The 18038-nt window shown below is 66.6% G+C and carries 15 protein-coding genes; 12 read left to right on the top strand and 3 right to left on the bottom strand.

The window, feature by feature from the left end; genetic code table 11:
• Nucleotides 1-75: 75 nt before the first annotated feature.
• The 3 genes from ACWIEX_RS20910 (at nucleotide 76) to ACWIEX_RS20900 (ending at nucleotide 3943) form a co-directional block, all read left to right on the top strand.
• A complete protein-coding gene (locus ACWIEX_RS20910) occupies nucleotides 76-675 on the top strand; it encodes a TRAP transporter small permease subunit (protein ID WP_454034883.1) in 600 nt (199 codons plus the stop codon).
• 158 nt (nucleotides 676-833) lie between these two features.
• Nucleotides 834-2507, top strand: coding sequence for a TRAP transporter large permease (locus ACWIEX_RS20905; protein ID WP_454035261.1), 1674 nt, complete (start codon nucleotides 834-836; stop codon nucleotides 2505-2507).
• A 14-nt stretch (nucleotides 2508-2521) separates the two neighbouring features.
• Nucleotides 2522-3943, top strand: coding sequence for a sodium:proton antiporter (locus ACWIEX_RS20900; RefSeq protein WP_454035260.1), 1422 nt, complete (start codon nucleotides 2522-2524; stop codon nucleotides 3941-3943).
• A gap of 174 nt (nucleotides 3944-4117) precedes the next feature.
• Here ACWIEX_RS20900 and ACWIEX_RS20895 read toward each other — a convergent pair whose 3' ends face one another.
• The 3 genes from ACWIEX_RS20895 to ACWIEX_RS20885 form a co-directional block, all read right to left on the bottom strand.
• The gene (locus ACWIEX_RS20895) at nucleotides 4118-5128 is read right to left on the bottom strand and encodes an Lnb N-terminal periplasmic domain-containing protein (protein WP_454034882.1); all 1011 of its coding nucleotides are present in this window, start codon (nucleotides 5126-5128) and stop codon (nucleotides 4118-4120) included.
• A 35-nt stretch (nucleotides 5129-5163) separates the two neighbouring features.
• Entirely contained in the window at nucleotides 5164-6798 is a 1635-nt protein-coding gene (locus ACWIEX_RS20890; RefSeq protein ID WP_454034881.1) for a phosphoenolpyruvate carboxykinase, read from the bottom strand.
• Nucleotides 6799-7027: 229 nt separating this feature from the next.
• Nucleotides 7028-7789: a HugZ family pyridoxamine 5'-phosphate oxidase gene (locus ACWIEX_RS20885; RefSeq protein WP_454034880.1), complete on the bottom strand. Its 762-nt coding sequence runs from the start codon at nucleotides 7787-7789 to the stop codon at nucleotides 7028-7030.
• A 142-nt stretch (nucleotides 7790-7931) separates the two neighbouring features.
• Between ACWIEX_RS20885 and ACWIEX_RS20880 the strand changes: the two genes are divergently transcribed.
• The 9 genes from ACWIEX_RS20880 (at nucleotide 7932) to tsaE (ending at nucleotide 17978) form a co-directional block, all read left to right on the top strand.
• On the top strand, nucleotides 7932-8633 hold the full coding sequence (locus ACWIEX_RS20880) for a response regulator (RefSeq protein ID WP_454034879.1): 702 nt from the start codon (nucleotides 7932-7934) through the stop codon (nucleotides 8631-8633).
• Nucleotides 8634-8697: 64 nt separating this feature from the next.
• Nucleotides 8698-10497 (top strand): stimulus-sensing domain-containing protein, encoded by a 1800-nt coding sequence (locus ACWIEX_RS20875; RefSeq protein WP_454034878.1) that lies wholly within the window; start codon nucleotides 8698-8700, stop codon nucleotides 10495-10497.
• Nucleotides 10498-10504: 7 nt separating this feature from the next.
• Nucleotides 10505-10969: an HPr kinase/phosphorylase gene (locus ACWIEX_RS20870; RefSeq protein ID WP_454034877.1), complete on the top strand. Its 465-nt coding sequence runs from the start codon at nucleotides 10505-10507 to the stop codon at nucleotides 10967-10969.
• A gap of 109 nt (nucleotides 10970-11078) precedes the next feature.
• Nucleotides 11079-11480: a PTS sugar transporter subunit IIA gene (locus ACWIEX_RS20865; RefSeq protein ID WP_061971766.1), complete on the top strand. Its 402-nt coding sequence runs from the start codon at nucleotides 11079-11081 to the stop codon at nucleotides 11478-11480.
• An 18-nt stretch (nucleotides 11481-11498) separates the two neighbouring features.
• Nucleotides 11499-11813, top strand: coding sequence for an HPr family phosphocarrier protein (locus ACWIEX_RS20860; protein ID WP_454034876.1), 315 nt, complete (start codon nucleotides 11499-11501; stop codon nucleotides 11811-11813).
• The gene (locus ACWIEX_RS20855) at nucleotides 11810-12034 is read left to right on the top strand and encodes a DUF2283 domain-containing protein (protein WP_454034875.1); all 225 of its coding nucleotides are present in this window, start codon (nucleotides 11810-11812) and stop codon (nucleotides 12032-12034) included. The genes ACWIEX_RS20860 and ACWIEX_RS20855 overlap by 4 nt, the downstream gene beginning before the upstream one ends.
• A gap of 93 nt (nucleotides 12035-12127) precedes the next feature.
• Complete coding sequence (gene ahcY, locus ACWIEX_RS20850) at nucleotides 12128-13534, top strand: adenosylhomocysteinase (protein WP_454034874.1); 1407 nt, start codon at nucleotides 12128-12130, stop codon at nucleotides 13532-13534.
• A gap of 401 nt (nucleotides 13535-13935) precedes the next feature.
• Nucleotides 13936-16413 carry a sensor histidine kinase gene (locus ACWIEX_RS20845; protein WP_454034873.1) on the top strand — a complete coding sequence of 826 codons (2478 nt, stop codon included), beginning with the start codon at nucleotides 13936-13938 and terminating at the stop codon, nucleotides 16411-16413.
• A complete protein-coding gene (tsaE, locus tag ACWIEX_RS20840; protein ID WP_454034872.1) occupies nucleotides 16410-17978 on the top strand; it encodes a tRNA (adenosine(37)-N6)-threonylcarbamoyltransferase complex ATPase subunit type 1 TsaE in 1569 nt (522 codons plus the stop codon). The genes ACWIEX_RS20845 and tsaE overlap by 4 nt, the downstream gene beginning before the upstream one ends.
• Nucleotides 17979-18038: the final 60 nt, after the last annotated feature.

The following is an 18038-nucleotide window of genomic DNA, read 5'->3' as shown; positions in this document are numbered from 1 at the left end:
GCATCCCTCCTATACCGATCCTGCCGACAAAGGGGCGGAAACGGCGCAGAATTGCGCCCTCACGGGAGCGGGAATGTGAAGGGTCTCCTTGCCATCAGCCGGGTCATCGACGCGGTCAACAGCCAGATCGGCAAAAAGATCGCCTGGCTGATCCTCGTCGCGGTCCTCGTGGCGGCGATCAATGCGATCATCCGCAAGGTCTTCAACGTCTCGTCGAATGCCTGGCTCGAGCTGCAATGGATGCTGTTCGGCGCCGTCTTCCTGATGTGCGCGTCCTGGACGATGCAGGTGAAGGAGCACATCCGCATCGACATCGTGAACAGCATGCTGCCGCAGCGCGTGCGGCAATGGATCGAGCTCATCGGCCATGTGCTCTTCCTGATGCCGTTCTGCCTGCTGATCACCTATCATTCCTGGCCGTTCTTCATGCGCTCCTACGCGATCAATGAGCAGTCGCTCTCGGCTGGCGGCCTGCCGCAATGGCCGGCCAAGGGGCTCGTCGTCATCGGCTTCGTGATGCTGACCTTCCAGGGTGTTTCCGAGATCATCAAGCAGATCGCGATCATGCGTGGCGATCTGGAGGATCACGACGCGGCGCTTGGCCACGCGGCCGCCGCCGAGGCGGAAGCCCAGCGCCTGCTCGACCAAGCCAAGGAACAGGGCCTCGCCACGTGAGCGGCCCGCAAGAAGTCCGGAATCCTCCCATGCACGCTCATCGCCTTCCGCGCGTCGCCGGCCTGCTGCTCGCGCTCACGCTCCTTGCCTTCTTCGGCCTTCATACCGGTGACGCCCTTGCGGCAGGCGGCGGTGTCGGCGATTTCCTGCGCGTCAACATGGCGCCGGTGATGTTCGCCGCCCTCGTCGTGTTCCTGCTGCTCGGCTATCCGGTTGCCTTCGCGCTCGCCGCCAACGGCCTGCTCTTCGCGCTGATCGGTATCGAGCTCGGCCTGTTCCAGGAGAACTTCCTGCAGGCGCTGCCGGAGCGCATCTACGGCACGATGAACAACGACGTGCTGCTGGCGGTGCCGTTCTTCACCTTCATGGGGCTGATCCTCGAACGCTCCGGCATGGCGGAGGACCTGCTCGACACCATCGGCCAGCTCTTCGGGCCGATCCGCGGCGGCCTGGCCTATGCGGTGATCTTCGTCGGCGCGCTGCTCGCAGCGACCACCGGCGTCGTCGCGGCTTCCGTGATCTCGATGGGCCTGATCTCGCTGCCGATCATGCTGCGCTACGGCTATGACCGGCGCCTTGCGTCGGGTGTCATCGCGGCCTCCGGCACGCTCGCCCAGATCATCCCGCCCTCGCTCGTCCTGATCGTGCTCGCCGACCAGCTCGGCCGCTCGGTCGGCGACATGTACGAGGGCGCCTTCATTCCCGGCCTCGTGCTGGCCTCGATGTATGCGGGCTATGTCTTCCTGATAACGATCGTCTATCCCAACCGCGCGCCCGGCCTGCCGCCGGAGGCGCAGACCCTGCGGGATGCCGATGGTAAGACCCGCCGTCTGTCGCTGCTTGTCGTCGCGGTCATCTCGCTCGTCCTCGCCTATGCCTACATGAAGCTCTTCACCAAGCTGCAGGCGGGCGCCGATTTCGTCGTGCTGACGATGTCGCTGATGGTGGCGATCTCCTTCGTCATCGCGCTGGTCAACAAGTTCCTCGGCCTCGGGTTGCTCTCGCGCATGGCCGAGCAGGTCGTCTTCGTGATGGTGCCGCCGCTGGCGCTGATCTTCCTGGTGCTCGGCACCATCTTCATCGGTGTCGCCACACCGACGGAGGGCGGCGCGATGGGTGCTGCGGGTGCGATCCTGCTCGCCTACGGCAAGAAGCGCATGACCTTCGATCTGCTGAAACAGGCGACGGAATCGACCGCCAAGCTCTCGGCCTTCGTGCTCTTCATCCTGGTCGGTGCGCGCGTCTTCTCGCTGACCTTCTACGGCGTCAACGGCCATCTCTGGGTCGAGCATCTGCTGGTCGGCCTGCCGGGCGGCGCGACGGGCTTCCTGATCGTCGTCAACGTGATGGTCTTCCTGCTCGCCTTCTTCCTCGACTTCTTCGAGCTGGCCTTCATCATCGTGCCGCTGCTCGGACCCGCGGCGGAAAAGCTCGGCATCGACCTGATCTGGTTCGGTGTCATCCTCGGGGTGAACATGCAGACCTCGTTCATGCACCCGCCCTTCGGCTTCGCCCTGTTCTTCCTGCGCTCGGTCGCGCCGAAGAACGCCTACAAGGATCGCGTCACCGGCAGGATGATGGAGCCCGTCACCACCGGCCAGATCTACTGGGGTGCGGTGCCCTTCGTGGTGATCCAGTGCATCATGGTCGCGCTCGTCGTGCTCTTCCCGAGCATGGTGATGCACTACAAGGCCTCCGCGATTCAGCTCGACCAGAAGGCGATCGACAAGCAGTTCGACTCGATCCAGATCCCCGGCCTCGGCGGCACGGGCCTGCCGGGCGGTTTCGACCTCAACGCGCCGCCGGTCATCGGCCCGCCGCCGAAGCCGTAAGGGCGCGCGCCGTGATGGGGTTCGCCGGCCGGCTGATCGCAACGACGTCGCTTGCGCTCGTGGCGATGCCCGGTGCCGCCTGGGCGGCAGGCGATATCGGTGGCGCGAGCATGGGTGTCGGCTGGGCTCTGCCCTTCGCCGGCATGCTGCTCTCGATCGCGCTCGGCCCGGTGCTGTTCCCGCATCTCTGGGAGCATCACTATGGCAAGTTCGCCGCGTTCTGGGCCTTGCTGACGCTGGTGCCGCTGTTTCTGCTGCGCGGCGTCGATCCGGCTCTGGGGGCGCTGCTGCACACCGCGCTGCTCGACTACATCCCCTTCATCATCCTGCTCTTCGCGCTGTTCACCATCGCGGGCGGCATCCTGATCTCGGGCAACCTGCACGGCACGCCGGCGACCAATACGGTGCTGCTGGCGATCGGCACGGTGCTCGCAAGCTTCGTCGGCACGACCGGCGCCTCGATCATCATGATCCGGCCGGTGCTGCGCGCCAATGACGACCGGCGTTTCAACGTCCATGTCGTCGTGTTCTTCATCTTCCTGGTCTCGAATATCGGCGGTTCGCTGACCCCGCTCGGCGACCCGCCGCTCTTCCTCGGCTTCCTGCGCGGCGTCGATTTCTTCTGGACGACGACGCATCTGCTGCCGGAGACGGCTTTCGCGGTCGTGGTGCTGCTGGCGCTGTTCTACGCGCTCGACAGTTGGTTCTTCCGCAAGGAGGGGGGCTTTCCGAAGCTCAAGGACCCGACGCCGGATCGCGCCATCAAGCTCTGGGGCAAGGTCAATATCCTGTTGCTGGCCGGCGTCATCGCCGCGATCCTGATGTCGGCGAACTGGAAGCCGGGCGTGGCCTTCACCATCCATGGTGTCGCCGTCGAGGGCCAGAACCTGCTGCGCGACGTCGTCCTGCTTGTGCTCGCTGGCCTTTCGCTCAAGCTCACGCCGGGCCCGGTCCGCGCCGGCAACGAATTCTCGTGGGGTCCGATCAGGGAAGTCGCCAAGCTCTTCGCCGGCATCTTCATCTGCATCATCCCCGTGCTGGCGATGCTGCAGGCCGGCAAAAGCGGCGCCTTCGCGCCGCTGGTCGGGCTCGTCACCAATGCCGACGGTAGCGCCAATGTCACCGCCTATTTCTGGCTGACCGGCGCGCTCTCGTCCTTCCTCGACAATGCCCCGACCTATCTCGTCTTCTTCGAGCTGGCGGGCGGCGATCCCAAGGCGCTGATGACGACGGGGGCGCTGACGCTGACGGCGATCTCGGCTGGCGCGGTCTTCATGGGCGCCAACAGCTATATCGGCAACGCCCCGAACTTCATGGTCTACGCCATCGCCAAGGACCGGAAGGTGAAGATGCCGTCGTTCTTCGGCTACATGCTCTGGTCGGGCGCAATCCTGATCCCGCTCTTCGTGGTGCAGACACTGCTGTTCTTCCGATAGGTGTCATCCCGTGCGCGCTGCAGCATGCAAATGCTGCTGCGCAGACACGGGACCGCCCGACGGAAGGGGCGCCTCTTCTGCGCGCGTTCCGGAGAAGGCGCCCTATCCTGCACGCGGTCCCGTGTCTGCGCAGCGGCACTTCGCGCCGCGGCGCGCACGGGATGACAGCCGAGGTTACGGCCGCCCTGTCGGAACGCCCTCGCGGATCTTCGCCGAGAACTGCGGATCGTCGAGCGAGAGCGTGCGGGCATGATCGCCGATGCGGGCGCGCCGGACCAGCTCCTCCAGGGGGATATCCTGCCGGATCGCGCCGATCTGCTGGAGATAGCCCGGCAGGTAACCTGAGAGCAGCACGCGCGGATCAAGCGGCAGCGAGAATGTCCAGCCCGGCGCGACGCTGCTGACGAGATGGTAGACCACCGTCGTGCAATTGGTCGTCAGCGTGTTGTACCAGCGCGGCTTGGCGGCGAGGTCGTTGATATCCGCGATATAGGCGACGAGCAGGTCGCGGGCCTGGGTGGCCGAGGCGCTGAGCCGGAAGAGCCTTGCATCCTCGCGCCGCGCATGGGTGCGCAAGCCCACGATGTCGCGCTCGTCGGCCGCGACATAGGCCATCTCATAGCTGCGGAAGAAGCCGGCCAGCGCCGACCAGTCCTCGCCCTTTTCGCGCCGGACCTCGATCGAGATGGTGAGCGGCACCGAATCGGAAAAAGTGAAGCTGATCATCAGATGCGCGATCGCCTCGCCGGACCAGTAGGTCAGGAAGGCATCGGCGCCGGTGACGGCTGCTAGGTTATAGTGCCGCGTCTCCCAGCGCTGGTCGTAGTCCTCCTCCGTGCGCCAGCGGAAATCGCGCAGGTTGGAGACGGTCAGCATCTCGCCCGCGCGCGCGATGCTCGGCAGCCGCGCGAGCTCGGGAATCCAGTCGCGCTCATGCGAGGGCTGGAAGCTGCTCCACCAGGAGATGAGGCCGACGAAGACCGTCGCGAAGCCGAGCGGCAGGCGTGCATCACCAGTCCAGATGCCGACGAGCCCGGCGAGCGCCGCGAGGCCGAACCCGATCGCGCCGACGATGGCGGCCGCGCCTGACAGGCGAAACAGCAGGAAGCCCACGCCCCAGGTCGCGGCGCCGAGAATGACGAGGGTGAGGAAAAGCTTCAGCACAATGAAAAAGAGGCGGCCCATGGCCGCCTCTCGTAACACAGCCTGGAGGCTTGGCGTTAGGCCGCGAGGTAGTTCGTCGGCGCCGCCGCCTTCACGGCGTCGTCGACATGGTCCTCGAACTTGGCGAAGTTCTTGGCGAACATGCCGACGAGGTTCTTCGCGGTCTCGGCGAAGGCGGCTTTGTCGGCCCAGGTCTTCACGGGGTAGAGGATATGCGGCTCGACGCCGGGCACCGAGCTCGGCACCGCGAAGCCGAAATAGGGGTCGCGGCGGAAATCGGCGCGGTTGAGCGAGCCGTCGAGCGCGGCCGAGAGCAGGCGGCGGGTCACGCGGATCGGCATGCGCCGGCCGGTGCCGTACTGGCCGCCGGTCCAGCCGGTGTTGACCAGCCAGCAATCGACATGATGCTTGTCGATGAAGTCGCGCAGCAGGTTGGCGTATTCCGACGGGTGGCGCGGCAGGAAGGGCGAGCCGAAGCAGGTCGAGAATTCCGGCTCGACGCCGGTCAGCCCACGCTCCGTGCCGGCGACCTTGGCGGTGTAGCCGGAGAGGAAGTGATACATCGCCTCTGCCGGGGTCAGCTTGGCGATCGGCGGCATCACGCCGAAGGCGTCGGCGGTCAGCATCACGATGTTCTTCGGGATGCCGGCGCGGCCGGTGCGCGAGGCGTTCGGGATGAAGTCGAGCGGATAGGCCGAGCGGGTGTTCTCGGTCTTGCTCTGGTCGTCGAAATCGACCTCGCGCGTCAGCGGGTCCATGACGGTGTTCTCGAGCACCGTGCCGAAGCGCAGCGACGCCGCGTGGATCATCGGCTCGGCCTCGGCCGAGAGGCGGATCGTCTTGGCGTAGCAGCCGCCCTCGAAATTGAAGATGCCGTCCTTCGACCAGCCATGCTCGTCGTCGCCGATCAGCGTGCGCTCGGGATCGGCCGAGAGCGTGGTCTTGCCGGTGCCGGACAGGCCGAAGAAGATCGCGGAATCGTCCTTCGGGCCGACATTGGCCGAGCAGTGCATCGGCACCACGCCCTTGGTCGGCAGGACGTAGTTCAGATAGGTGAAGACCGATTTCTTCATCTCGCCGGCATAGGCCGAGCCGCCGATCAGCACGATCTTGCGGGTGAAGTCGATGGCGACGACGGTCTCGCTGCGGCAGCCATGGCGCTTCGGGTCGGCCTTGAAGCTCGGCAGGTCGACGATCGTCATCTCCGGCACATAGGCGTCGATCTCGTCGCGCGGCGGCCGGATCAGCAGGTTGCGGATGAACAGCGAATGCCAGGCCATCTCGGTGAAGACGCGGGCCTTGACGCGGTGGACGGGGTCGGCGCCGCCATAGAGGTCCTGCGCGAACAGTTCCTTGCCTTCGGCATGGGTCAGGAAATCGGCCAGCAGCGTCTCGAAATGCTCTGGGCTCATCGCCTGGTTGTTGTCCCACCAGACCGTGTTCTCGGTCAGCGCGTCGCGCACCGTGAACTTGTCCTTGGGCGAGCGGCCGGTATGGCTGCCGGTATCGGCGCAGAGCGCGCCGCCGCGGGCGAGCTGGGATTCGCCGCGGTGCAGCGCCTCCTCGTAGAGCTGCGGCGCTTCCAGGTTCCAGTGCACGGCCTTGAGCTTGCGGAAGCCGAAGCCTTCGGCACCATGGGCGGCGTTGAACTGACCGATCGTGTCCACTGAATTCCTCCGGGGGCCGGCCATGCTGCGGGCGGCCCGTTGTCTTCACGAATGCGCCGGGGCCGGTGGCGGGGCCCAGCGTCGAAGGCGAGGCCTTGCGACCACGATGCTCTTTAAGGCGATGCGTCGCCTCGCTCAAGTCATTGAAAATGCGCGGCGTCGCCGCGAGGTTTTCTAAATCGATTGAATTTCAACCTGTGGTAAATGGCCGCGTGTCTTCGCCGGGGCCGGCATGCCAGCGGTTCGCGGAATGTCAGGTCGCTTGGGATCGCGCCTGCGCTGCCAGTTCGGCAAGGATGCGCCGCAGGCCGCCGGGGCCGTCCACAGAGGTTGGGAAAGGCAGGCGCAGCACCGCGCTGCCGAGCGCCATGTCGAGCCCGTCCGGATCGAGCCCGATGGCCCGCCAATCGCCGGCCTTCGCCCCGAGCAATCGCGTGGCATAGAGGCCGATTGCATCGGCGTGGTCCTCGTTCATGTGAGCGACGGCGCCCGCCTCTATCTCGGCAAGGGCGGCGGCATGGGCCGGATCGCTCATGAGATCGGCCGGCGACGGCGCAAAGGCGCGGGCGAAGCCGCCATTGAGGCTCGCGCCCTCGATATCGAGGGCGAAGAAGCTGAAATCCGGGAAATCGGCATAGAGCGCCGATTTCGGCTGGCGTGCGAGATAGCGCCGGCGGATGCGCGCGCCTTCTTCCGTCTCGCGTTCGATCTTGCGGGCGCGGACCTTCAGCGTGATCCGCGCATGGGCGAGCGGGTCGCCCTTCCCGCCGGGCGAGATCAGCAGTGAGGCGCGCGGATCGTTGGCAATGTTGGCGGTATGGGCGGCCAGCCCCGAGATCAGGATGATCGGGGTGCCCTGGATATCGGTGGCGAGCCCGACCAGGCTCGCGGAGGGATGGCCATCCGGGCCGAGCGTGGCGAGCGCGGCGGAACGCGCCTCGCGCAGCAGGCCCCTGGCCTCCGCGCGGACGGCTTCGTCCATCGGCTGAATCACGTCCTTGACATCCCTGGCCATGGAACCTCCTTGCGATTTCCGGCTTGTCATACGGGGACATAGGCAAATCGCCCCGCTCCGGCTAGATTGCCGCCATGCTTTGGCCTCTCTCCCGCGAGAGGGGAGCCCGTATATTGCAACGAGAAAAAGAGACGAAGGCCTTATGCCAACGATTGCGCTGGTCGACGACGACCGCAACATCCTGACGTCGGTTTCGATCGCCCTCGAGGCCGAGGGCTATCGCATCCTGACCTATACCGACGGTGCCTCGGCCCTCGACGGGCTGAAGCAGAACCCGCCGGATCTCGCGATCTTCGACATCAAGATGCCGCGCATGGACGGCATGGAGCTGCTGCGCCGCCTGCGCCAGAAATCCGATCTCCCGGTGATCTTCCTGACCTCGAAGGACGAGGAGATCGACGAGCTCTTCGGCCTGAAGATGGGTGCCGACGACTTCATCCGGAAGCCGTTCTCGCAGCGCCTGCTGGTCGAGCGCGTCAAGGCGATCCTGCGCCGCGCCGGCGCCAAGGATGCGACTGCCGCCCCCCGCACCGAGGACGCCAAGGCGCTGGAGCGCGGCCTGCTGCGCATGGATCCCGAGCGCCATACCTGCACCTGGCGCGGCGAGCCGGTGACGCTCACCGTCACCGAGTTCCTGATCCTGCAGTCGCTGGCGCAGCGTCCCGGCGTGGTGAAGAGCCGCAATGCCCTGATGGACGCGGCCTATGATGACGAGGTCTATGTCGATGACCGCACCATCGACAGCCACATCAAGCGCCTGCGCAAGAAGTTCAATCAGGTCGATGCCGATTTCGACATGATCGAGACGCTCTACGGCGTGGGCTATCGCTTCAAGGAAACCTGAGGCAAGGAGGGCGGCGCGCGGATTCGCCGCCGCCTTCATCCAGAGCGGAAAGCAAGCCGCAGCCATGGCAACCGTCGACAACGAGGCGAGGGCGTCAACGCCGCCGGACGGCTGGCGTGCCGTGCTGCGTCGCCGCACCGGCATCGCGTGGCGGCGCCTGGCGCGTGCCGTTTCGCTGCGCGCCGCCTCCAGCCTGACGCGGCGCATCCTCGTCCTCAATCTCGGCGGACTGGTCGCGCTGCTGATCGGCTTCCTCTATCTCAATCAGTTCCGCGAGGGATTGATCGAGGCGCGCGTCCAGAGCCTGCTGACCCAGGGCGAGATCATCGCCGGCGCGATCGCGGCCTCCGCCACGGTCGAGATCGACACGATCACCATCGATCCGGACAAGCTGCTGCAGCTCCAGGCCGGCGAGAGCGCCGGCATCGCCGAGGACCCGCTCGATTTCTCGATCAATCCCGAGAAGGTCGCGCCGCTGCTGCGCCGGCTGGTGACGCCGACCAAGACCCGGGCCCGGGTCTACGACAAGGACGGCATGCTCACCATCGACTCGCGCAGCCTGTATTCGCGCGGCGACGTGCTGCGCCTCGATCTGCCGCGTGTCGGCGAGCCCGACGAGCCGCCGCTGCTGGAGCGCACCTGGAACATGCTGCGCAACCGGCTCGGCAAGGCCGATGTCCCGACCTATGACGATTTCGAGAACGCCAACGGCAAGTCCTATCCGGAGGTCGCCCGCGCCCTGAACGGCGCGCCGGCGAGCGTCGTACGCGTCAATACCCGCGGCCAGACCATCGTTTCGGTGGCGGTGCCCGTGCAGCGCTTCCGCACCGTGAAGGGCGCGCTGCTGCTCTCCACGCAAGGCGGCGACATCGATGCGGTGATCGCTGCCGAGCGCTTCGCGATCTTCCAGGTCTTCGCGGTCGCTGCCGGCGTGATGATCGTGCTCTCGATCCTGCTGGCGGGCACCATTGCCGAGCCGATCCGCAAGCTCGCGGATGCCGCCCAGCGCGTGCGGCGCGGCGTCAAGTCGCGCGAGCAGATTCCGGATTTCAGCAGCCGCCACGACGAGATCGGCCACCTGTCCGGCACGCTGCGCGACATGACCAAGGCGCTCTACAGCCGCATCGAGGCGATCGAGAGCTTCGCGGCCGACGTCGCCCACGAGCTGAAGAATCCTCTGACTTCGCTGCGCAGCGCCGTCGAGACCCTGCCCCGCGCCCGCAACGAGGATTCGCGCGGGCGCCTGATGGCCGTGATCCAGCACGATGTCCGCCGGCTCGACCGGCTGATCTCGGATATCTCCGATGCCTCGCGGCTCGATGCCGAGCTCGCCCGCAACGATTCCGCCCCGGTCGATGTCAGCCAGGTTCTGGAGGCCGTTGTGACGATCCAGAACGAGACGCGCCGCGAAGGCCGTGCCCTGATCGAGCTGGGCAGCGATCGCCGCAACCAGCGCCTGGGCGACGATGCCTTCCTCGTGCTCGGCCATGATTCCCGCATCGGCCAGGTTCTGGTCAACCTGATCGACAACGCCCGCTCCTTCTCGCCGCCCGACAAACCGGTGAAGGTCATGCTCTCGCGCGTCGCCAACGACGTGCTCATCACCGTCGAGGACGAGGGGCCGGGCATCGAGCCGCATGCGCTGGAGCGCATCTTCGAGCGCTTCTACACCGACCGCCCGAACGAGGGGTTCGGCCAGAATTCCGGCCTCGGCCTGTCGATCTCGCGTCAGATCATCGAAGCCCATCGCGGCTCGATCCGGGCCGAGAACCGGCTGGGGCCGGTCGGCCCGGATGGCGAGGCGCAGCGCCTCGGGGCCCGCTTCATCGTCTGCCTGCCGGCGGCTTACGCTCATGCAGCCTGACGGCGAGATGGCAGCGAGGCAGCGCCCGCGAACCCGTATCCATGCGACCGTCGTGGCCGTCGGCGAGGCCGGCATCCTGATCCGCGGCGCTTCGGGAAGCGGCAAGTCGACGCTCGCGCTGGCCCTGATCGCGCTCGCCGGACAGACCGGGCGCTTCGCCCGGCTGGTCGCCGATGACCGGGCGGAACTCGTTGCGACCGGCGATCGGCTGGTGGCGCGGCCGGTGGCGCCGCTGGAGGGCATCGTCGAGCGGCGCGGCCTCGGCCTGACGCCTGAACCCCACACCGGAGCGGTCGTGATCAGGCTCGTCGTCGATCTGGCGGCCGAGGAGCCGGCGCGGATGCCCGAACCCGAGGATCTCGTCGACAACCTCGCAGGCATCGATCTCCCTCGCTTGCGCATAACGGGTCGCGCCGGCGACGAGAGGCTTGCGTTGAACGCGCTCGACTTATTCACAGACGCCGGCCGCTAACCACGATTTCGACAAGTTTGACGGCCGATGGCTTGCGCATATCTCGCGTCTGCCGCATAACCCGCGACCTTGTCCGGGCGCCCGACGGCGCTCGCCGGTGCTGGATTGAATGATCGGACTGGTCCTCGTGACGCATGGGCATTTGGCGACGGAGTTCCGCGCTGCGCTCGAACACGTCGTCGGCCCCCAAAAGAACCTCGCGACCATCGCCATCGCTCCCGATGACGACATGGAAAGCCGACGCCGCGACATCATCGCCGCCGTCGAGCAGGTCGAGACCGACCGTGGCGTCATCATCCTGACCGACATGTTCGGCGGCACGCCCTCGAACCTGGCGATCTCGGTGATGGAGCCCGGCCGCATTGACGTCGTCGCGGGCGTCAACCTGCCGATGCTGATCAAGCTCGCCAGCGTGCGCGAGGAGAAGACCCTCGACGAAGCCGTCACCAGCGCGCAGGATGCGGGCCGGAAATACATCACCGTCGCCAGCCGCGTGTTGGCCGGCAAGTAACGGCGCCGAGAGGGGCGGATGGACGAAGACTGCGATTGCCCCGAAGTCGAAATTCCCGCCGGGGCCCTCTACGGTGAATTCCAGATCGTCAACAAGAAGGGGCTGCACGCCCGCGCCACGGCGAAATTCGTGCAATGCGCCGCCCGCTACGAGGCTGACATCACGGTCAGCCGCTGCGGCGAGACGGTCGGCGCGACCTCGATCATGGGCGTTCTGACGCTGGGCGCCGGCATCGGCTCGACGATCACCATCGTCGCGAAGGGCACCGAGGCGAAACCGGCCCTCGACGCGCTCGCGGCCCTCATCGCCGACAGGTTCGGCGAGGGGGAATGAAAACCACCTACGATCCAGAGGTCGACGCCTTCTATCTCTATTTCGGTTCCAGTGCCGTTTCGGAGAGCATCGAGGTTCGGCCCGGCATCGTGTTGGATTTCGATGCCGAGGGGCGCTTGCTGGGGATTGAAGTTCTCGACGCTTCCAGGGCGCTTCCGCAAACGGTGAATTTGGCAGCGATGGAAAGCCCTGGGATAGGGTGCAAGACCGAACCGCATTGACGGGTTTGGGTGCATATAAAGACATCTTTATATCTTTGATTGCCATTCGCTCCCTGCGCTGCTAGAGAGCGCGCCATCATTCAGGCTGAGCGATTGGAGCCACCCGTGTCGGATTACATCGTCAAGGACATCTCGCTTGCGGATTACGGCCGCAAGGAAATCAACATGGCCCAGGACGAGATGCCGGGCCTGATGGCGATCCGCGCCGAGCACAAGGGCAAGTTCCCGCTCAAGGGCGCCCGCATCGCCGGCTGCCTACACATGACCATCCAGACCGCCGTGCTGATCGAGACCCTGAAGGATCTCGGCGCCGACGTGCGCTGGTCGTCCTGCAACATCTTCTCGACCCAGGACCATGCCGCCGCCGCGATCGCCGCGACCGGAACCCCCGTCTTCGCGATCAAGGGCGAGACGCTGGAAGAGTACTGGGAATACGTGCTGAAGACCGCGACCTGGGGTGACGGCGGCACGCCGAACATGATCCTCGACGACGGCGGCGATCTGACCATGCTGATCATCCTCGGCGCCGAGGCCGAGGCCGGCAAGGCGGAGTTCCTGGACAAGCCGGGCAATGAGGAAGAGACGATCTTCTTCAAGCTGATCAAGCGCGAGCTCAAGGCCAATCCGGGCTGGTTCACCAAGACCCGCGCCGCCATCAAGGGCGTCTCGGAAGAGACCACGACGGGCGTGCACCGCCTGTACGAGCTGGCCAAGGCCGGCCGCATGCCCTTCCCGGCGATCAACGTCAACGACAGCGTCACCAAGTCGAAGTTCGACAACCTCTATGGCTGCCGCGAGTCGCTGGTCGACGCCATCCGCCGCGGCACCGACGTCATGATGTCGGGCAAGGTCGCGGCCGTCGCCGGCTATGGCGACGTCGGCAAGGGCTCGGCCGCTTCGCTGCGCCAGGCCGGCTGCCGCGTGCTGGTCACCGAGATCGATCCGATCTGCGCCCTGCAGGCGGCGATGGAGGGCTATGAGGTCGTCACCATGGAGGACGCGGCTCCGCGCGCCGACATCTTCGTGACCGCCACCGGCAACCTCGACGTCATCACCGTCGAGCATATGCGCGCGATGAAGCACCGCGCCATCGTCTGCAATATCGGCCATTTCGACTCGGAGATTCAGGTCGCCGGCCTGAAGAACTTCAAGTGGGATAACGTCAAGCCGCAGGTCGACGAGATCGAGTTCCCCGACGGCAAGCGCATCATCCTGCTCTCGGAAGGCCGCCTGGTGAACCTCGGCAACGCGACCGGCCATCCGTCCTTCGTGATGTCCTGCTCGTTCTCGAACCAGACGCTGGCCCAGGTCGAACTCTGGAACCACCACGCCAAGTACGAGAACAAGGTCTACACGCTGCCGAAGCATCTCGACGAGAAGGTCGCGGCGCTGCATCTGGCCAAGGTCGGCGCCAAGCTGACCGTGCTCAACGACGCGCAGGCGAAGTATCTCGGCCTCCCCGCGACCGGCCCGTTCAAGCCGGAGCTCTACCGCTACTGACACGCGCTCAAGCGCTGACCATCGCGAGGCCCGGCATCAGCCGGGCCTTTTTTCATGTCTGTGCCTTCCGGGAATCAGACCCCGAGCTACTACAAATTGTGCCTCGTCGGCCAACGGCGTCTACTGCTTGACGATCGCCGGCAATGAGCCGGCTCGGTCGGCAAATCGAACGATTTACCTGCCATTAAGCACTTCCTGACGGACTCCAGCGATGATTAGAGTGGGACTGATTCGGTCGCCGCGATGCGCGGGCCGGGTCGAAAGCTCTGACGTGATTGGCGTGGTGGCGAGCGTGGATCGGCCCCTCCGGAGATGGCAGCCCTGCCAGCTCCCCCGGCCGATTCCGACGGGCCCGATGGATAGGGCGGCTCAGGGCCGCCGGAGAGACAACGGACGTAAGGATGGCACGGGCGAGGCGACAGGAGCGAGATGGCGGCTGGCGACCGCGCGCATTGCTGCCCGCGCTGGCGGCGGCGGTCACCGTTCCGACCATGGCGCGCAGCGAATGGCTGGCGCCCGCACCCTTCGACACCCTGAGCTCCGGCGGATTGTCGCTGATTCTGGCGGGCCTGACCGTCTTCGCCACGACGACATCGCTGATCTATGTGCGGGAGCGGACGCGCTGGCAGAAGCGCGAGGCCAAGCTCGCGGCCGATCTCGAAGCGGCACGCAGCCACCAGGAACGGCTCTCCATCCTGCTCGCGGCCGATCCGCAGGTGGTGGTGAGCTGGAAGGGCCGCGATGCCGAGCCCATCTTCGAGGGCGACAGCGGCTTCCTCGGGGCTCCCGGTGCGACGCTCGCCTTGGCTTATGGCAGCTGGGCGCCGCCGGTCGACGCCAAACGCCTGGAACTGGCGACCGATGCGCTCAAGCAGCGCGGCGAAGCCTTCAATTTCACGCTCCGCAGCAAGGCGGGGCCTTTCATCGACGTCGAGGGCCGGCCCGTCGCCGGGCGCGCGGTGATCCGCTTCCGCGAGGTCACGGGCGAGCGGGCCGAGGTCATGACCCTGCGCGGCGAGCTCGAACGCGTCACCGTGGGCCATGCGGCGCTTTCGAGCCTGCTTGCCGGGCTGCCGCATCCCGCCTGGATGCGCAATGCCGATGGCCGCCTCACCTGGGTCAACGCCGCCTATGCGCGGGCGGTCGAGGCTGCCGATCCGGCTGTCGTCGCGAAGAACGGTCTCGAACTGCTCGACCGCACCGAGCGCGATGCCGCCTCGCGGGCGCGCCGGGAAGGCGCGACCTTCGCCCTGCGGGCACCGGCCGTGGTCTCCGGGCAGCGACGCACGCTCGACATCATGGAATTGCCGACCGCGACCGGCTATGCCGGCTTCGCCACCGACATGAGCGAGCTCGAGGCGGTCCGGGCCGATCTCCAGCGCCAGATGGACGCCCATGTCCGCACGCTCGACCGGCTCAAGACGGCGGTCGCCGTCTTCGACGGCACCCAGCGTCTGGTCTACCGCAATTCCGGCTTCGATGCGCTCTGGTCGCTGGAAGCGGGCTTCCTCGACGGCCAGCCGACCGATGGCGAGATTCTCGACAAGCTGCGCGCCGAGCGGCGCCTGCCCGAGCTCGGCGACTACCGCAGCTGGAAGGCTGCGGCACAGGCCGCCTATACCGCGACGCGCGCCAGCGAGGACTGGTGGTACCTGCCGGACGGGCGCACCGTCCATGTCGTCGCCAGCCCCAATCCGCAGGGCGGCGTCACCTATCTCTATGACGACGTGACCGAGCGCTTCACGCTGGAATCCCGCTTCAACGCCCTGTCCCGCACCCAGCGCGAGACGCTCGACTCACTGCGCGAAGGGGTCGCCGTGTTCGGCTCGGACGGGCGGCTCAAGCTCTCCAACCCGGCCTTCGCCCAGTCCTGGCGCATCCAGGGCGGCGATCTCGCGGCCAGCGCGCCGCATATCGACGAGGTCATCCGGCTCTGCCGGCCGCTCTTCCCGCAGGACGAGGTCTGGAGCGAATTGCACAGCGTCGTCACCGGCGTGCGCGATGCGCGCGAGGATTACAGCAGCCGCATCGAGCGGCGCGACGGCACGGTGCTCGACATGGCCGCGGCTCCCCTGCCGGACGGCGCGACGCTGATCTCCTTCGCCGACGTCACGGCCAGCGTGAATGTCGAGCGGGCGCTGACCGAGAAGAACGAGGCGCTGGAGACGATCTCGCGGCTGCGCGAGGATTTCGTCCACCACGTCTCCTACGAACTGCGCTCGCCGCTGACCAACATCATCGGCTTCGCGCAATTGCTCGGCACCGAGACGGTCGGCGCGCTCAACGACAAGCAGCGCGACTACACCTCCCATATCGTCCGCTCCTCCGGCGCGCTGCTCGCGATCATCAACGACATCCTCGATCTCGCCACCATCGACAACGGCGCGCTGACGCTCGAAATCCAGGATGTCGACGTCGCCGACACCATCGCCCAGGCAGCGGCCGGGCTGCACGACCGGCTGACCGACACCAAGCTCGACCTCAAGGTCGAGATCGATCCGCGCACCGGCCCGCTGCGTGCCGACGGCAAGCGCCTGCGCCAGGTACTGTTCAACCTGCTCTCCAATGCCATCGGCTTCTCCTCCGCCGGCCAGACCGTGACGGTGAACGCGACGCGCACAGGCGGGGACATCCGCATCACAGTTGTCGATCAGGGCCGTGGCATCCCGGCCGAGGTGGTGGAAAAGGTGTTCGAGCGCTTCGAGAGCCATTCGCTCGGCTCCAGCCATCGCGGCGTCGGGCTGGGATTGTCCATCGTCCGCTCGATCGTCGAGCTGCATGGCGGCCATGTCGAACTCGATTCCGCGCCCGGCCGCGGCACGCGGGTGACGGCCGTCTTCCCGGCGCAGGGCGTGCCGCTTTCGGATGCCGCCGAATGAGCGAAGAAGCCCGCAAGGCCGGCACGCACCGGCTCTCGCTGGCGGACGAAGCGGCGACGCTGCGCCTCGCTGCCGATATTGCTGCCATCCTCAAGCCCGGCGACATCGTCGCGCTCTCCGGCCATCTCGGTTCCGGCAAGTCGTTCCTGGCGCGCGCCATCCTGCGCGAACTCGCCGATGACCCCGCGCTGGAGGCGCCGAGCCCGACCTTCACGCTGGTCCAGAGCTACGAGACGACGCATGGCACGGTGCTGCATGCCGATCTTTACCGCGTGCGTTCGCCCGACGAACTCGACGATATCGGGCTGGTCGAGGATATCGATCGCCTGATCATGCTGGTCGAGTGGCCTGACCGGGCCGGCACGCGCCTGCCGGCGGCCCGCCGCATCGACATCGTGCTCGATGTCGACCCAGACAATCCGGAAACCGGCCGCATCGCCGATCTCTCGGGCGGGGTCCTCTGGAAGCAGCGCGTGGCCATTGCGGTGGCATCGCGCCGTCTCCTCGATAATGCCGGCTGGGGCGAGGCCCGCCGCGATTTCATGCTCGGCGACGCCTCGACGCGCGCCTATGAGCGCCTGACCCGGCCGAACGGCGAGACCGCGGTGCTGATGATCTCGCCGCCGCGGCCCGACGGTCCCCCGGTCCGGCTCGGCAAGCCCTATAGCGCGCTCGCCCATCTCGCCGAGACGATCGAGGCCTTCGTCGCGATGGATCGCGGCCTGCGTTCGCTCGGCTATTCGGCGCCGGAGATCCTGGCGCAGGATCTGGCGACCGGCCTGCTGGTGATCGAGGACCTGGGTGGTGAGGGCGTCGTCGACGCCGAGCGCCGCCCGATCGCCGAGCGCTACGAGGCCGCGGCACAACTCCTTGCCGACCTGCATCGCCATACCCTGCCGACGATCCTGCCGGTGGCGGAGGGGCGCGACCATACATTGCCGGAATACGACCGCCAGGCACTCGCCATCGAGACCGAGCTGATCCTCGAATGGTATGCGCCGCATATCGCCGGCGTGACGCTTCCGGCCGTCACCCAGGCCGAATTCGCCCGCATCTGGAGCAGGCTCTTCGACGAGATCCTCGCGGCGCCGCAGACCTGGACGATGCGCGATGTGCACTCGCCCAACCTGATCTGGCTGGAAAAGCGCGAGGGCCATGCCAAACTCGGCCTGATCGACTTCCAGGACGCGGTGCTCGGCCATCCCGCCTATGATCTGGTCTCGCTTGGCCAGGATGCCCGCATCGACGTTCCCGCCTCGCTGGAACTGCGCTTGCTCGCGGCCTATGGCGCGGCGCGACGCGGCGATGCCCCCGATTTCGATCTCGCCGGTTTCGCCCGCGCCTATGCGATCCTCGGCGCCCAGCGCAACACCAAGATCGCCGGCATCTTCGCCCGGCTCGACAAGCGCGACGGCAAGCCCGACTATCTGAAGCATCTGCCGCGCGTCGAAGGCTATCTGCGCCGCAACCTCGAGCATCCCGCGCTCGAAGAGCTGAAGGCCTGGTATCAGGCGCATATGCCGAAGCTGTTCGAGACCGGCGCGGCAGATGAAAGCAATCTGTGACCTGACTGACCGTCATTGCGAGGAGCGCAAGCTCCGAAGCAATCCAGGAGGACGTAGCGC

This window comes from Allobosea sp. NPDC055353, assembly GCF_053644975.1.
Note: the sequence above shows the minus strand (reverse complement) of the source record. Positions and strands in the feature narration are given on the sequence as shown.

Bases quoted from the DNA above. Each gene is read 5' to 3' on its own strand.
- ACWIEX_RS20905 (WP_454035261.1), top strand. From the start codon at position 834: ATGGCGCCGGTGATGTTCGCCGCCCTCGTCGTGTTCCTGCTGCTCGGC.
- ACWIEX_RS20900 (WP_454035260.1), top strand. From the start codon at position 2,522: ATGGGGTTCGCCGGCCGGCTGATCGCAACGACGTCGCTTGCGCTCGTG.
- ACWIEX_RS20895 (WP_454034882.1), bottom strand. From the start codon at position 5,128: ATGGGCCGCCTCTTTTTCATTGTGCTGAAGCTTTTCCTCACCCTCGTC.
- ACWIEX_RS20890 (WP_454034881.1), bottom strand. From the start codon at position 6,798: ATGGCCGGCCCCCGGAGGAATTCAGTGGACACGATCGGTCAGTTCAAC.
- ACWIEX_RS20885 (WP_454034880.1), bottom strand. From the start codon at position 7,789: ATGGCCAGGGATGTCAAGGACGTGATTCAGCCGATGGACGAAGCCGTC.
- ACWIEX_RS20880 (WP_454034879.1), top strand. From the start codon at position 7,932: ATGCCAACGATTGCGCTGGTCGACGACGACCGCAACATCCTGACGTCG.
- ACWIEX_RS20875 (WP_454034878.1), top strand. From the start codon at position 8,698: ATGGCAACCGTCGACAACGAGGCGAGGGCGTCAACGCCGCCGGACGGC.
- ACWIEX_RS20870 (WP_454034877.1), top strand. From the start codon at position 10,505: ATGGCAGCGAGGCAGCGCCCGCGAACCCGTATCCATGCGACCGTCGTG.
- ACWIEX_RS20865 (WP_061971766.1), top strand. From the start codon at position 11,079: ATGATCGGACTGGTCCTCGTGACGCATGGGCATTTGGCGACGGAGTTC.
- ACWIEX_RS20860 (WP_454034876.1), top strand. From the start codon at position 11,499: ATGGACGAAGACTGCGATTGCCCCGAAGTCGAAATTCCCGCCGGGGCC.
- ACWIEX_RS20855 (WP_454034875.1), top strand. From the start codon at position 11,810: ATGAAAACCACCTACGATCCAGAGGTCGACGCCTTCTATCTCTATTTC.
- ACWIEX_RS20845 (WP_454034873.1), top strand. From the start codon at position 13,936: ATGGCACGGGCGAGGCGACAGGAGCGAGATGGCGGCTGGCGACCGCGC.
- tsaE (WP_454034872.1), top strand. From the start codon at position 16,410: ATGAGCGAAGAAGCCCGCAAGGCCGGCACGCACCGGCTCTCGCTGGCG.